At 63.2% G+C, this 14,734-nt stretch carries 9 protein-coding genes and 2 pseudogenes; 4 read left to right on the top strand and 7 right to left on the bottom strand.

Translation table 11 applies throughout. The features are described from left to right. The first annotated feature begins 184 nt into the window (after positions 1–184). Positions 185–838 carry a hypothetical protein gene (locus tag HVO_RS01260; RefSeq protein WP_004041279.1) on the top strand — a complete coding sequence of 218 codons (654 nt, stop codon included), beginning with the start codon at positions 185–187 and terminating at the stop codon, positions 836–838. Between the two features lie 75 nt (positions 839–913). On the opposite strand, the gene HVO_RS01255 is transcribed toward HVO_RS01260, so the two are convergent. Together HVO_RS01255 and HVO_RS01250 are read right to left on the bottom strand one after the other, a co-directional pair. Then, positions 914–1,300 (bottom strand): Rid family detoxifying hydrolase, encoded by a 387-nt coding sequence (locus HVO_RS01255; RefSeq protein ID WP_004041280.1) that lies wholly within the window; start codon positions 1,298–1,300, stop codon positions 914–916. Between the two features lie 18 nt (positions 1,301–1,318). After that, the gene (locus tag HVO_RS01250; protein ID WP_004041281.1) at positions 1,319–2,698 is read right to left on the bottom strand and encodes an aspartate aminotransferase family protein; all 1,380 of its coding nucleotides are present in this window, start codon (positions 2,696–2,698) and stop codon (positions 1,319–1,321) included. Positions 2,699–2,856: 158 nt separating this feature from the next. On the opposite strand from HVO_RS01250, the gene HVO_RS01245 reads away from it, so the two are divergent. Then, entirely contained in the window at positions 2,857–4,524 is a 1,668-nt protein-coding gene (locus HVO_RS01245) for an aldehyde ferredoxin oxidoreductase family protein (protein ID WP_004041282.1), read from the top strand. A gap of 54 nt (positions 4,525–4,578) precedes the next feature. Here the strand turns inward: HVO_RS01245 and HVO_RS01240 are convergent, their stop codons facing one another. The 3 genes from HVO_RS01240 to HVO_RS01230 all read right to left on the bottom strand — a co-directional run bounded on the left by HVO_RS01240 (position 4,579) and on the right by HVO_RS01230 (position 9,348). Further along, positions 4,579–5,376, bottom strand: a complete 798-nt coding sequence (locus HVO_RS01240) for an IclR family transcriptional regulator (RefSeq protein ID WP_004041283.1) — start codon at positions 5,374–5,376, stop codon at positions 4,579–4,581. 689 nt (positions 5,377–6,065) lie between these two features. Further along, positions 6,066–6,869, bottom strand: coding sequence for an inositol monophosphatase family protein (locus tag HVO_RS01235; protein ID WP_004041284.1), 804 nt, complete (start codon positions 6,867–6,869; stop codon positions 6,066–6,068). 1,243 nt (positions 6,870–8,112) lie between these two features. After that, entirely contained in the window at positions 8,113–9,348 is a 1,236-nt protein-coding gene (locus HVO_RS01230; RefSeq protein ID WP_069641594.1) for an MFS transporter, read from the bottom strand. A 901-nt stretch (positions 9,349–10,249) separates the two neighbouring features. On the opposite strand from HVO_RS01230, the pseudogene HVO_RS01220 reads away from it, so the two are divergent. Beyond that, a pseudogene (locus HVO_RS01220) lies at positions 10,250–11,229 on the top strand (transposase). Between the two features lie 246 nt (positions 11,230–11,475). Here HVO_RS01220 and HVO_RS01215 read toward each other — a convergent pair. After that, positions 11,476–12,240: an SDR family oxidoreductase gene (locus HVO_RS01215; protein WP_004041288.1), complete on the bottom strand. Its 765-nt coding sequence runs from the start codon at positions 12,238–12,240 to the stop codon at positions 11,476–11,478. Positions 12,241–13,349: 1,109 nt separating this feature from the next. Between HVO_RS01215 and HVO_RS01210 the strand changes: the two genes are divergently transcribed. Beyond that, positions 13,350–13,961: a molybdenum cofactor guanylyltransferase gene (locus HVO_RS01210; protein WP_013034985.1), complete on the top strand. Its 612-nt coding sequence runs from the start codon at positions 13,350–13,352 to the stop codon at positions 13,959–13,961. Here the strand turns inward: HVO_RS01210 and yqeC are convergent. Continuing rightward, positions 13,958–14,688: pseudogene (yqeC, locus tag HVO_RS01205) on the bottom strand (selenium cofactor biosynthesis protein YqeC). The gene HVO_RS01210 and the pseudogene yqeC sit on opposite strands and share 4 nt — an antisense overlap. Positions 14,689–14,734 lie beyond the last annotated feature (46 nt).

The following is a 14,734-nucleotide window of genomic DNA, read 5'->3' as shown; positions in this document are numbered from 1 at the left end:
TTCGGTTGGTCGTCGCGCCGTGGCCGGGCGCTTCGCTCCGAACGGTGCCGCCTCGTTCGCGCGCTCCCGGCGTTCTCACACGAATTGTAGACTGAATCCGAGGAATCCCGGATTTCCGGCCCGTATCGGCCGAATTTCCGGTTCGTTCGTAACGCTTAATCGAATTCGTACACGCGTTCTGTATATGGCAAACGACGCCGACGGAACGGACGGCACCGACGACCTCGCCTACGCCGCCGACCGCGGCCGCGGCATCCTCACGCCGAGCGACCGCGAGTTCCTGCTCGGCCGGAAGACCGACTACACCGACCACTCGAAAAAACAGAAGCGAAACCGGATTCGACGACGCCTCCGCAACGCCATCCTCGATTTCACCATCCTGTTCGAGTCGCTCGAAGACCGCGACCGCGAGACGGTGTTCAACCCCGACGCCGCCGACCGCGAGGCGTACACGCGGGGCATCACCGACATGCTCGCCTTCCTCCACCTCGGGACGATGGGCTACTACACCCCGTTCAAGGACATGCTCGCCGAGGGCGTCAACAAGGCCGAACAGGAACTGGCCGGCTCCGACTACCGGATGGTCACGGTCGATTTCAACGTCGAACCGGTCGGCCAAATCGACGTCGACGCCGTCATCGACAAGCTCGAACGCGGCGCGTTCGACCAGCTCACAGACGAGGAGTTACAGGCGTTCGTCAGGCTCCTCGCGGAGTCCGACGACTTCTCTGCGACCGACCTGCGCGCCGACATGAAAGCGCAGATGTCCGAGTTCGTCGAGCGAATCGACGCCGCGAACGAGCGGCGCGACCGCCGAGTCGACGACCTGAACGACTGACCGGCGGGTCGCCGGTCCCCGGAACCTCGGCGGTCGCGCGGGTGCGTCCCCGCGCCCCGTCCCCGCATCCGCGACCTATCCGAGATACGCTATCGCGTCCATCTCGACTCGCACGTCGCCGGGGAGTCGCGCCACCTCGACGCAGACGCGGGCCGGCGGCACCTCGTCGAACCGCGCGCCGTACGCCTCGTTCACCCGTTCGTAGTCGTCGAGGTCGGTGACGTACACCGTCAGTTTCACCGCGTCGTCGAGGCCGTCGCCGCCGGCCTCGGAGACGACGGCCGCGATGTTGTCGAGCACGCGGTCGGTCTGTGCTTCGATGTCGCCGTCGATCTCCTCACCCGTCTCGGGGTCGACCGGGCCGTAGCCCGAGACGTAGAGCGTGTCGCCGGCGACGACGCCCTGCGAGTAGGGGTTATCCGTACGCGGGGCGTCGTCCGTGATGACTCGTTCGGGTGGCATCGTGGTGTTCGACCGTGGTTAGACTCGTTGCGTTTCGGCCGTGACCGCTTCGATGCCGTCGGTGATGACGTCGAGCGCCGTCTCCGCGAGGTCGTGGGTGAGCACGAGCGGCGGGAGCAGTCGCAGGATGTTGCCGTGCCGGCCGGCCTTCCACACCAGTACGCCGCGCTCGAAGCAGTACTGCTGGAGCGCGTCGGCCGCCTCGCCGTCGGGGTTGCCCTCGGCGTCGACGAACTCCGCGCCGATGAACAGGCCCTTCCCGCGAACGTCCACGATTCGGGGGTTGTCCTCCGCGACCTCCGAGAGCCGGCCGCGGATGTACTGGCCGAGGTCGCGGGCGTGCGCGAGGAGGTCGTGTTCCTGGATGTACTCGATGGCGCGGGTGCCGGCGCGCATCCCGACGACGTGGCCGCGGTACGTGCCCGCGTGGTCGCCCGACCCCCACGTGTCGAGGTCCTCGTGGTAGATGGTCGCCGACAGCGGGAAGCCGGTCCCGCCGAGCGCCTTCGCCGAGGTCATCACGTCCGGCGTGACGCCGTACCACTCGCTCGCCCACCACTTGCCGGAGCGACCGAGACCGCTCTGAATCTCGTCGAACACGAGCGGCACGTCGTTGTCGTCGGCGATGTCGCGGAGACCCTTCAGGAATCCCTTCGGCGGGGTGACGACGCCGCCTTCGCCCTGAATCGGTTCGACGAAGATGCCCGCCGGGTTGGCGAGGCCGCCGTAGGGGTCCTCGAAGATGGCCTTGACCTCTTCGAGACAGTGGTCGACCGCCTCCTGCGGGCCTTTACCCATCTCGACCGTGTTCGGGTAGGGCGCGTGGACCACGTCGGGGAGGAGCGGCGAGTAGTCGCCCTTGAACTTCTTGTTGCCGGTGAGGCTCATCGCGCCGCTCGTCGCGCCGTGGTACGCGCCGCGGAAGGCGACGAGACCGGTCCCTTCGGTGTTGTACTTGGCGAGTTTGATGGACGCCTCGATGGCGTCGCTCCCCGTCGGACCGCCGAAGACGACGCGGTTGTTCCCGCGCAGTCCCGCGGGCGCGATTTCGTCCAGCTTCTCGATGAGGTCGAGCCGCGCCTCGGTCGGGAAGTCGACGGTGTGGACGAACTTGTCCGTCTGCTCGTGGACCGCCTCGAGGACGTACGGGTTCGAGTGTCCGACGTTCAGCACGCCGATACCGGCGAACATGTCGATGAAGGTATTGCCGTCGGCGTCGCGCACCGTCGCGCCCTTCCCGCTGTCGAACGCGATGGGGATGTCTTCGGGGTACGAGACGGCGCTGCTGTCGATTCGCTGTTGCTTTTCGAGGAGTCGCGTCGACTTCGGCCCCGGAACGTCGTCCACGCTCGGCGCGTCGTCGAAGTGCAACTCGTGAATCGGCGGGTCTGCGACCATGCCTCAACCCATGCAGAACAGTCATAAATAATTTGTCCACGATTCCTATTGATAACGTACACAGTATCCGGTTTCGAAGTCGACCTCCCGCGGTGATTTGGTTAGCGACACAACAGTAACCACAATGGATTTGTGCGAGGCAACTCCTTCTTTTTCCAATGTTACACGCAAAAGGTCCGCTTCTCACGGTCGACCTGGGGGACGAGACGAGTCGGACGGAAGACATCGACGGGATTCTCGAATCCTACGTCGGCGGGCGCGGGGTCGCCACTCGACTCGCCCACGAGCGCGTTCCCTTCGACGTGGACCCGTTCAGCCCGGACAACCGGGTGTACTTCAGTACCGGCCCGATGCAGGCGTCGAACATGAGCTTCACCGGCCGCACGAACTGCACCAGCGTCTCGCCTTTGACCGGCGGCCTCTGCTCGTCGAACGCCGGCGGGTTCGTCTCGCGGAACTTCGCTGACGCGGGCTACTCGGCGGTCGAACTCGCGGGCGTGAGCGACGAACTGGTCGTCCTCCACGTCACAGACGAGGGCGTCGAGTTCGAGGCCGTCCCGGACCTCGCCGGCGCGACGGTCCCCGAGACGGTCGCGTACCTCGACGACGAACACGATATCGAAGCCGACCGGACGATGGTCGTCGGCCCCGCCGGCGAGAACCTCGTGCGCTTCGCCTCCATCATGACGAGCGAGGAGCGCGCGTTCGGCCGCGGCGGCCTCGGTGCCGTCCTCGGGTCGAAGAACGTGAAGGCGCTCACGTTCGGCGGCGATGCCGCGCCCGACATCGAGATTCCGGCGTCGCAGATGGAGATTCACCGCGAGGCCGCCACCGACGACCACATCATGAAGCGGCAGGGGACCGTCGCCGTGCTGGACCTCGCCAACGAGATGGACGGCCTCCCGTCGTACTACTTCTCCGAGCGTCACTTCGAGGGCGCGGAGGGCATCAACGGCGACGCCATCGAGCAGAAGAAGTACAAGAAGGGAACCTGCTCGGCCTGCGCGTTCGCGTGTAAGCTCCCCACGAGAGACGAGGCGGCGGGCGTCGAGACCGAGGGGCCCGAGTTCGAAGTCACCATGGCGTTCGGGTCGAACTCCGGCGTCGACGACATCGTGGAAGTGATGAAGTCGAACGAGCTGTGCGACCGCTACGGTCTCGACGCCATCTCGGCCGGCAACACCGTCGCGGCCTACCTCGCCAGCGAAGACGAGTTCGGCAACACCGACCTCATCCACGACCTCGTGGAGAAAATCGCGCTCCGTGAGGGCGTCGGCGACGACCTCGCCGAGGGCATCGCCCGCGTGCACGACGACCTCGGCGTGGAGAACTGGACGGTCAAGGGGATGGACTTCGCCGCCCACGAGGGCCGCGTCCTCCACGGACAGGGACTGTCGTACGCCGTCGCCAACCGCGGCGCGGACCACATGTACGCGGTGTTCTACTCGCAGGAGTACCCGCTGGTCGGCAAGGACGACGCCTACCCGCCGGAGGGGTTCGAGGGCAAACCCAAGCGCCTCATCGAGAAGGAAAACCAGATGGCGCTCAACGACAGCGGCATCGTCTGCAAGTTCTCGCGGGACTTCATGACGCCCGAACGCTACGAGATGCTGTTCGGAGCCGATTTCGAGGACCTGCTGGCCGTCGGCGACCGCATCGTCACGCTCGAACGCCACTTCAACAACCAGCGCGGCTTCGACCGCGGCGACGACACGCTCCCGTACGCCGACGAGCTAGACGGGTTCGAGGCGGCGCTCGACGCGTACTACGAGCGTCGCGGCTGGACCGACGACGGCGTCGTCCCGTCCGGAAACGTCCCGGCGTAACGCGTCTGCATTCCCCTTCGCCCGACGGCTTCACCGACCCTCTCGCCCTCGTTTTCACTCTTCGTTCGGCTCGTTCGCTTGGGTCTGATACAGTTCCGCGACGCCCTGTTCGAACCGCTCGGCTGCGCGTTCGAGCAGTTCGACCTGCGTCGCCCGCGTCTCCTCGTCGATGACGTAGGCGGGACCGCTCAGATTCAGCGACCCGTACACCTCGCCTCGCGGCGACTTCACGGCTTTGCCGATGGCCCAAAACCCCTCGACCGCCTCGCCGCTGTTTTCGGCGTAGCCCTGCTCGCGGACGGTCGCCAACTCCGCGAACAGTTCGTCTTCGGTCGTGATGGAGTCGTCCGTCGCCGCCGGCAGCCCCCAGCGGTCGATGATTTCCCGCACTCGCGTCTCCGGGTACTCCGCGATAATCGCCTTGCCCGAACACGTCGTATGGACGTGAAACGGGCTGCCGTCGATGAGAAAGCGCGGCGTGTTGGCGAATTCGAGGTCGCCGTACAGCGAGACGATGCGACCGTGTTCTTCGACCGCGAAGTCCGCGTCCATCGACGACTCGCTGTCGAGCCACGAGACGGTCTCTTGGGCGACGCGGTAGTAGTCCTTGCGCGTCCTGACGTAGTCTCCGAGGTGGCAGAACTTCGCCCCGAGGTGGTACTCGTTGTCGACGTTCACGACGTAGCCGTACTCCGCGAGCGTCTTGAGGTGAGCGTGGACGGTGCTCTTCGCGAGGTCGGTCGCCTCGACCAGTTCGCCCATCGTGGCCCCCTCCAGTTCGAGGATGTGGTCGACGAGCGCCAAGGAGGCGGCTGTCGTCTTGAGCACGCCGGACGGGTCGTGTCTATTCATGGAGGGGAATCTACGGTCTGGGCTTAAAGATGTACCTCCGTCACGACTACTGTCGCCCTCGCGACGGCCGCGACACCGGCGCTGCACGCTCGCGTACCCGTTACACTCCCCGACTGGTCGGTGCTCCGAGCGTTCCGCGGAGTCGAACGTTTATGTGCTCGCGCTTTGATTGTCAATAGTTAACATGGTTATCTATGATTATTACGACCTGTGCGGGTCGGAATCATCGTGGCCGCTGCGGGGTGACCGGCTCGTTCATATATACGTATTCGGAAGTTAGGAACGCCGAGTCTTCCGAGACGCGTGAGAGTCGGTTTCACGGGCGACTGAGCGGCTGAGACGACCGATCTCGGCTCGGTTTTCGGACGCGTGAACGTTTAAGTAGATCCGTCGGCGGGTGAACAACCCGGCTCGTTTGCCGTCTCATCCGTCGGCGCGCTGCGGCCGCGCCGTCCGTCCGAGGTCGGTCCCCTGTGCGGCTTCCCGCGCTCAGAACTATATTTGAGTTGATATACCTTCCCGGTCGCCTGACGGTTCCCGGTCGTCGTCGGTCTCTCGTCCGCATCTCCATTACAGGCGTAACCGTGTAATTCAGTCGGTCGGGGCCCAGGGTCGAGGTCGCGGTCACGCCCACGTCGCCACGGACTCGGTTTGGGTCGGCGCGATGCCGCGTGATGCCGTTTGCGCCGTTATCGGGTCTCCTCGAACGCCGCCTGCGCCGCTTCGAGCACCTCGTCGTGTGCGTGCCCGTTGGACGCGACGAGACCGGGCTGTCCCGGTCCCCAGGCGTTCCCGTGGATGTCGGTCACCGTTCCGCCCGCCCGCTCGACGAGGTAGACCCCCGCGACCGTGTCCCACGCGTTCGGGTGTTCGTCGAATCCGATGACCGCGTCTATCGACCCGTCGGCGAGTCGCGACAGCGTCAGCTGCGTCGTCCCGAGCTTTCGCATCTCACCGAACGTCCCGAAGATATCGCCCGAGAGCCGTTCGATTCCCGGCCGGTCGCCCACCTGATACCGGAGCGTCGAGGAGACGAGAAAGGCGCTGGTGTTCGATTCGTCGCTGACCGTCATGGGTCGGCCGTTCCGCTCGACGCGCGCCGCCGTCGCGACGTAGGTGTCTCCCGTCTCGGGCGAGACGTTCACCGCCGCAATCGGCGTCTGGTTCTCGACGACGGCGACGCTCGTCACCCACTCGCGGGCCCCCCGCGTGTAGTTCTGCGTCCCGTCTATCGGGTCGATAATCCACGCGTAGCCCGACTCGGGGACGGTCTTCAGTTCGTCGTCCTCCTCGCCGACGACCGCGTCGTCGGGGAACCGCTCTCGAATCGCCGCGATGACGCGCCGTTGTGTCTCGCGGTCGACCTCGGTCACGAGGTCGATTGCGTCGCCTTTCTGTTCGATGTCCAGTTCGGTTCTGAAACGCGCCGACGCGTGGTCGGCTCCCACTTCCGCGGCGTCGATTGCGACTGCTTCGCGCGGGTCTGCATCCATGCCCGAACATCTCCCCACGGCGAAAAAAAGCCTCGGACAGCGGACAGCGCTTCTGTCTCTCCCTCGTCGGTGACCGCCGAGCCACCGGGTCCGTCTCGGCTCCCGCGTCGCTCGCCGTCGCGCCGACGCGTCACGGAGTGTTGTTCGAATGGCGATTCACTACCGCGGCCAGATGTTGGCGGTTGAGCGCGGATTCCGCGTGCAGGTGATAATTGACCTCACTGCCGGCAGCCGTCGTCAGCGAGGTCGGAATCCTCTTGGCTCACTGGCCGTCTCATGCTGGCCCGTTAGCGCATTGTGTCGGCAGATTATCTACCTCCCCGAGCGTTGAGTCGGGCGGGAGTTCCGACTCCCATCGACCAGTTCGATGAAAGGGTCTCGGGCGACTGACACGGTCGGTCCGGCACGTCGTCGCCGGTCACCGACCGTATCCGTTCTCGAACTCGGTATTGTAGGACAAGTACATCTTCACCGTGTCGTCGGCCGCGTCGCCGCAGGTACTCGTCGGCCGAACGCGTTTTTCTCACGGTTCCGTTCTTCACCGTCGAATTATCCCATCTGATACACCCCGTCGAAAGCGAAGCCGACGGAGAGAGTACAGTCGACGAACCCCTCGTCGACTCATCATAGTGACTTGCTTATCAAGGACAATATTAGTTAGGTTCAACTCGTCTTCGACGGCCAATCGATTCGACGGCAAGAGACGACGCTGGCCGGTTCATCTTTCCGACTCTCGGAGACACGCGGTCTTCAGCGAACCCGAACTCCGACAGTTGCAGACCCATTCGGCTGCATGCGTTCGATTACTCCCCGTTTTCGAGCTGATCGTATCGATAGAATCCTGTCGAGCGCAGTTTCACGCCCGAAAACCACGAGCGGAGCGTCTCCACCGTTCGCGGACTGACAGCTACGCGGCCGACCAATAGAAATCAATCTTATTTACAATATTACTCCCGAATAGCTAACGATGCAGCCCAGCCGTAATCTCCGCGGCGGCGGGTTTTCTCTGTTGCATTCCGGCAGACCGCTACGAACCGCTCTCGCCTCTCCGCGGGCGGTCCGCCCTCGACGTTGCTGTGCGGACACCATCCAACGAGGGAGCGGGCCGACCGAACCGCTGTCGGGTCGGGCCGGGTCGGGTCGGGACGGGTCCAAGCGGGTCGGTCCCGTCGCGGCCGCGCCAACTGCGCTCAGCTATCGCCCGGCCGGGAGCAATCCGCGCCCGCTCGTCGCTCTCGTGCGACTAACCGTCCGAGCCGGCCGGCGTCGCTTCGGTCAGCGAAGACTGGTTGCGCACGGCAATCGCGCCGAAGACGCCGGCAAGCACGAGCCCGACCGCGCCGAGCACGAGGAAGGTTCGGCCGGTTCCGAACATCTCGATGAGCGGCGCGACGGCTATCGGGGAGATAAACATCCCGAGGAACTGCGTCGTCGTCACGCCGCTGAGCGCCCGCCCGCGATACTGCTCGTCGACCCGCGCGGACACCCAGTAGTTCGTCGTCGGGAGGAGCAGGCCGAGTCCCGTTCCCGCGATGACGATTCCGACGACGATAGCCCAGTAGTTGGTGGTCAGGCTCGTGACGGTGAACCCGACGCCCGTCGCGACGAAGACGCCGACCAGAATCACGACCGGGTCGAACCGCTCGCGGATTTGGTCGAAGTTCATCGTGACGACCCCCGAGATAATCATCATCGCCGCGAGCGCGACCCCGGTCATCAGTCCGCCGACGGATGTCACCGTCCGCAGATAGAAGGGAATCTCGACGTTAATCTGATTGTAGCCGATCATCCCCGCAAACATGATCAGATAGAGGGCCGCGAGGAACGCGAGCGGGAGCGTCGACAGGATTTCTCGGAGCTCCGTCCACGTTGGAATCGACCCCGCCTGCTGTTTATCTCCTCGGTCCGGTTCGTCGATATACCGGACTACCGCCGGGAGCACGAGCAGGGCGACGAGATACGTGAGGAACGCAGTCCGCCAGTTGAGGTCAGCGATGACCCCGCCGGCGATCACCGCGACCGCTGCACCGAACGGCATGATGGCTCCCTGCCAGCCCAGCACCTTCTCCCGGCGCTTGCCCGAGTAGTAGTCAGCGATCAACGTCGTACTGCTCACCATGATGCCGGCGACGGCGATGCCGAGCAGGACTCGCGTCCCGAGAATTACGTAGAGCGAATCGGCGACGTACGCCAGTGATGGTCCGACTCCGTACAGCGCCAGCGACCCGACCAACACCGCTTTCCGACCGTATCGGTCGACTATCACGCCGATTATCGGGGCGAAGATAGCGATGATTAGCCCAGTCAGCGTGCTGACGAGCTGCGCCAAAGTCCCCGCGTTCGGAACCGACGGGAACGCGCTTTCGATTGCCGGCAACACGGGATTGACGATTGCGCCCGAGAGCGCAACCAAGGTCGTCGCAAACAGTAACGTTGCGACCTTGAGTGGAGAGTCAGATTCGGACACTGAGCTACTCATTGAACCCTCCATACCGGTGGGACGCATCTCGATACCGAGACGGGGTGAAACGCCACTCGATACTACCGACTGTGGATGTGTTTTCGAATATCATGGTCTGGTCCGTTCTGCGCCGTGTGCTACCTGACCTCTTTACCGAGTTCTGATTCTGGATAATAAATACTTCCGAATCCGGTTAGCGTTTCGCTCATCTCGGGCGTCACGAACGAACGTACCTGGCGGGGTGCCTCCGGACCCCCGTTTGGGCGACGCTCCCGAAGACGACCGTCTCGGCCGGTGCGAACCGGCCATCGGCGGCGCGTTTTTCGGCGTTGGTTCCGCCTCGAGCGTCGTGGCCCGGCGTTCCCACCGATTCGAAAAACCTGTACGACCTCCGTTCCGGTCCGGTCGCTCGCGTTGCGGAGGTCGACGGCGACCTCGAAGCCGTCACCGGTCTCGCGCTCGGACACGGTCACGTCGCCGTACTCGATGGTCGCATACGACAGGCCGTGACCGAACGGGAACAGCGGCTCCGTGTCGTGTCGGTCGACCGCCCAGCGCGGCGGTGACGACACCGACCAACGAATGTCCCACACCTGCGTTCGTGGCCGGTTAGTAATACTCTCCTTACTCTCGATTCACGCCGACTCAACGTCCGATAGACGACTCACGGGCGGTGTCCTACGCCGATTCGAGATGATTCGCTCTCGCCCGCGAAACAGCTTCCCCGAGTCGTTCCGACCAATAAATTACAGACTTATCCGTGTAATCTTTCTTGGTTGAAGTCACAGAATCCATGTCGGTTGTCATTGCCAGTAATGCTATCATTACCCTTCGGCGCGTGACCGCCCGGTATCCGTTTTAGTAACAGTAGAGCGTGTCATAGAAAGCGTCACGTACGAAGCAGCAGGGTGCGAGAAGTGTGTCCAACACCAGCACAACCCTGCAAGACGTAGCTTCGGTAGACGACTTCTTGAATGCGGCGGCTACTGAGACAGTACCGCTGTTCGAACACCTTGAGTTCGAATTTCTCTTGGAGTACGACGTGTTCGCCCCCGCTTCGAGGGGGCGAACACGAGTTCACCAGCCTCCAGATCTCTTGGGCGGCTTTCTCCACTGTTACTACGAGGATGTCTACGGCACGCGGCCGGTTACACGAGAACTTCACAACGGCCTTGTCTGGTACTACTGTGGCCTCGACAAACCGCCATCCAGAGACACAGTTGACCGGTTTCTCACCGACCTCGAACACGTTATCGACGATGTCTTCGACAGGCTCGTCGAGCAGGCCTGCTCGACTCGACGTACTCCATCGATTCGACCCACGTTGAGGCGATCCAGTACAACGACGCCGCCTCGTGGAACTACGATCCAACAGCTGAGGAATACTACTACGGCTTCGGCTGTACAATCGTCTCGACCGGTTCAAAGATCCCGATTGCGGCGGAGTTCACACAGAGCAAACAAGCGGATCAAGAGACGGCGATGCGCGTCACGCGTGACGCGCTCGCCGTCAAGACACCGGTCTGGATGCTTGGAGACAGCGCGTACGATCTCCTCGATTGGCACGACCACCTGCTGGCCGCAGGGGTTGTGCCAATCGCGCCGTACAACCCGCGAAACACCGATGATCCACTCGATATTAAGTACCGGGTGGAAAACCGCATCACCGAACACAGCGAGGACGTGCAGCTGAAACAATCCATTTTGGAGGAGACGTACAACAACCGGACAGGCGTCGAGCGAACCAACGACGCGGTCAAGGACTGCGGCCTCGGGCACGTCCGCGCCCGAGGCCGCGTCCACGCACGAACAGAAGTGTTCCTTGCGCTGTGTCTCCGGCTCGTCATTGCCATCACCAACTACGAGCGAGGAAACGAACCGGGCTGTGAGATACTATGAGATGGATTCTATGACACGCTCACAGTATTCTTCGTCGGACGGCTCCTACGACGCTCACGCACGCGGCGGCTCAGTATCCCGAGCGTGCCGTCCGAACGTCGCCTTCGGACCGAACGACGACTCTACACGCACCCGATAACATGGTTCGGACCGTCGCGTCTCGTCGCGCCGTCACCGCGGTATCGAAACGTCACCGCGGTATCGAGACGCCGAACGAGAGGTGAGGTGTTGGTCGTTCGACGCGGCTCAGGGCTGGACCTGGTCGAGGGGGCGGATGAGGACTTCGTTGATGTCGACGCGCTCCGGTTGCGTGACGACGAACGTAATCGTCCGCGCGATGTCTTCGGGCGCGAGCGCGTCCATCGTGCCGACGTAGTCCTTGACGTTCTTTTGGACTTCCTCGTCGGGGATGTGGTCGAGCAGTTCCGTGTCGACCGCGCCGGGTTCGATTGACGAGACGTGGATGCCCGCTTCGGCGACGTCGAGTCGCAGCGAGTCGCTGAACATCTTGACGCCCGCTTTCGCGGCGTTGTAGTGCGAACTGTTCGCCTGGAGGAACCGGCCGACGACCGACGAGAGGTTGACGATGTGGCCGCTTTCCTGTTCCATCATCGTCGGGACGACCGCGTGGGTGAGCGTGATGAGACCGGTAAGGTTCACGTCGATGGTCGTCTGGAGCGTCTCGCGGTCCGCCTCGCCGATGTGTGCAAGCGGCATGAGGCCGGCGTTGTTGACGAGAATGTCGATGCGACCGTGCTCGTCGAGCGTCGCCTCGACGAGGGCGTCGATGTCGTCGTCGACGGTGACGTCCGTCGGGACGACGAGGGCGTCGCCGCCGTCGTCTTCGATAGTTGCGGCGAGTTCTTCGAGTTCGCCTTCGCGGCGGGCGGCGACGACGACGCTGGCCCCGCGAGAGGCGAGGGACTTGGCCGTCGCGCTGCCGATGCCCGACGACGCGCCGGTGACGATTGCGACCTTTCCGTCCAGTTCCGAACCGAATTCTTCTGACATCAATTGTTAGTAGTCTCTTTACTGACTTCCCGGTTATGCTATCTGCAATGGGTGTTTAAGTACTGCTGTCTCCGAGCGGTGCTCGCCAGCGGAGCGAAGTACTGAACCGATACGTCGCTGCACAGCGACCGTCGGGTGAGCTCAGTGCGCTAATCGAATCCTCGATTCGACGGTCTGGCGGTCGTTACTCCGTTTTCTCCATCAGTAACGCGCCCGGTCGAGCCACCACCGGGGAACAACGCGAAAACGACAGTTCCGTCGAACCGTGTTCCGACCGACTCTCCAAATTTAATATAGCGATATACAGTTCATTTAGCCTGTACGCGCTTCCATCAGCTGTTTACTAAAACTCATTGTCCATAGCAGACAACGACACTCGTATTCTCCTCAAATACATTTCACTACCGCTGATTGTCTCGAAAATCGTGTATTCAGTCTCGGATTGGTCGGCAGAGGGCCGCTTTGGGTGCTTCGACTCCAGGGTACGAGCCGCATGAATACCCGCGGATGAGAGATGGACTGAGGTCGATGAACTTTCCCGGTACACCGCCAGAGTGCTGCAACTCACTGTCGAAACGTGACGCAGCAGATTATTCTAACTGGACCGGTTCGGCCCTCACGACTGTGGTGACTCGGTGCTGACGGGGGGTTTGTCTCGTACTGCAAACCGACAGTCGTCAATTTCATAAACTGTATGGCGCAATATCTATTGCTTCGTCTCCGGCTGACGAACCGGCGTGATAGCACGAGCGGCGACTGAGTAGTGAAGAACGTCGTACGAGAGGTCAACACTCCTCTACTGCGGCAGCGAGCATCGAGTGCACAATCACGATTCAACAGTTATCACCGCCAGTCAGTTCCAATCCCCGTTAGCTTTAAATACATTGAAAATCTGAATAACACGGCTAGCTGTGTAATGTGTGCGTTTTCACCGACTCTCACGTCCCGAAATCGAAGCCCTGACCCTCAAAAGCGTCGACCTCCCGAAATTCGAGCGACGGTAGACCGAAGATACCGCGCGGTGCGATAGTCGAGCCGACGCGAAACGATGACGGACTATACGACTCGTAGCACAACTGCTTTGCGCGACGAACGTGAACACTGCCGGTATGCGAACTGGTGTCATTATTGCCGGCGGATACTCGACGCGATTCGGTGAGGAGGACAAAGCAGTCGCATCCCTCCTTGGAACACCTCTCATCCGCCGCGTCGCCGACCGGATGGCCGGCGTCGTCGACAGCCTCGTCGTCAACTGCCGACCGGAACAGACTGCCGCGCTCCGGACCGCGCTCGACGGCTACGACCACCCGATAACGATTGCGGAAGATTCGGAGCGCGACGAGGGCCCGATGGCGGGAATTATGACGGGTCTGCGGGCCGTCGAGACGGAGTACGCGTTCGTCGCCGCCTGCGACATGCCCTTTCTCGAACCCGCGCTCATCGACAGATTGTTCGAGCGGGCGGCCGGCCACGACGCCGCCGTGCCGCGGGTCGGTGACGGCTGGTTCCAGCCGACGCACGCGGTGTACCGGGCCTCGTCGATGGCTGACGCGTGCGAAGCCGCGCTGGCCGAGGGGAGCCACAAAATCATCGACCCGCTGTTTACGCTCGACTACGTCGTCCTCGAAGAGAGCGAAGTGCGCGAGTACGCGAGTCTCGACACCTTCGAGAACATCAACACCCCCGACGAGTTCGCTCACGCGGCGGAACAGTTGCGCTAGCGCTCCACGACGGCCACGACGGGTTCGGACGCCGTCAACTGCGTCAGTACGACGTGTGGAATGTTCGACCGAGCGAGGATGTCCGATGCAATCTCCCGTGCGACAGCTTCGAGGGTCGCATCGTCGACCTTGTTCAGCACGGGCACGACTGTCGCACCGTCGGGAACGTCCGCGCGGCCGCCGCGCCCGCTGATGAGCACGGTTGCGATACCCGACGGACGAATCGTATCACCGACTTCGAGGTCGGTGAGGGCGGCGACCCGTTCCGGTCGGTGGACGCAGTCTTCGGTGAGCGGTTCACCGACGGCGTGGACGCTCGCGATGGGGAGGACGGTGTCGGCGGTCGCCGGGAGTTGTGGTTCGCGGTCGCCCGGGGCCTTGAACTCGCGCATCCGAGCGCCGTCGGCCTTCACCAGCACCGCGTCGGCGACGCCCGACTCCCCGATGGCGTCGACCACGTCGGGGTCGTAGCCGCGGTAGCGGTCGTCGCGGTCACGGTCGGGGACGACACCCATCGGCCAGTCAGTCGCCTTTTCGAGCGCGGCGACCGGCCTGTCGGTTACGACCACGTCGGCGACGTGCTGGTCGAAGATGGGGATGCGGACCGTCGCCGTCACGACGGCGCGGCCGAGCCGACGCGCCAGCGCGTACAGCGTGGACTTTTTCCGCCCGCGCCGACGACGCAGACCACGCCGCGTCGAGCGCAGAGCGCATCAGCGAGCGTCATGTTCGTTCTCCGGGTCGCGCGCGGTTCGTCGTCCAGCCGTTCGTGC

It is taken from the genome of Haloferax volcanii DS2 (assembly GCF_000025685.1).
Classification (GTDB): Archaea; Halobacteriota; Halobacteria; order Halobacteriales; family Haloferacaceae; genus Haloferax; species Haloferax volcanii.
Note: the sequence above shows the minus strand (reverse complement) of the source record. Positions and strands in the feature narration are given on the sequence as shown.

Bases quoted from the DNA above. Each gene is read 5' to 3' on its own strand.
- HVO_RS01240 (WP_004041283.1), bottom strand. From the start codon at position 5,376: ATGAATAGACACGACCCGTCCGGCGTGCTCAAGACGACAGCCGCCTCC.
- HVO_RS01215 (WP_004041288.1), bottom strand. From the start codon at position 12,240: ATGTCAGAAGAATTCGGTTCGGAACTGGACGGAAAGGTCGCAATCGTC.
- HVO_RS01235 (WP_004041284.1), bottom strand. From the start codon at position 6,869: ATGGATGCAGACCCGCGCGAAGCAGTCGCAATCGACGCCGCGGAAGTG.
- HVO_RS01210 (WP_013034985.1), top strand. From the start codon at position 13,350: ATGCGAACTGGTGTCATTATTGCCGGCGGATACTCGACGCGATTCGGT.
- HVO_RS01255 (WP_004041280.1), bottom strand. From the start codon at position 1,300: ATGCCACCCGAACGAGTCATCACGGACGACGCCCCGCGTACGGATAAC.
- HVO_RS01245 (WP_004041282.1), top strand. From the start codon at position 2,857: ATGTTACACGCAAAAGGTCCGCTTCTCACGGTCGACCTGGGGGACGAG.
- HVO_RS01230 (WP_069641594.1), bottom strand. From the start codon at position 9,348: ATGAGTAGCTCAGTGTCCGAATCTGACTCTCCACTCAAGGTCGCAACG.
- HVO_RS01260 (WP_004041279.1), top strand. From the start codon at position 185: ATGGCAAACGACGCCGACGGAACGGACGGCACCGACGACCTCGCCTAC.
- HVO_RS01250 (WP_004041281.1), bottom strand. From the start codon at position 2,698: ATGGTCGCAGACCCGCCGATTCACGAGTTGCACTTCGACGACGCGCCG.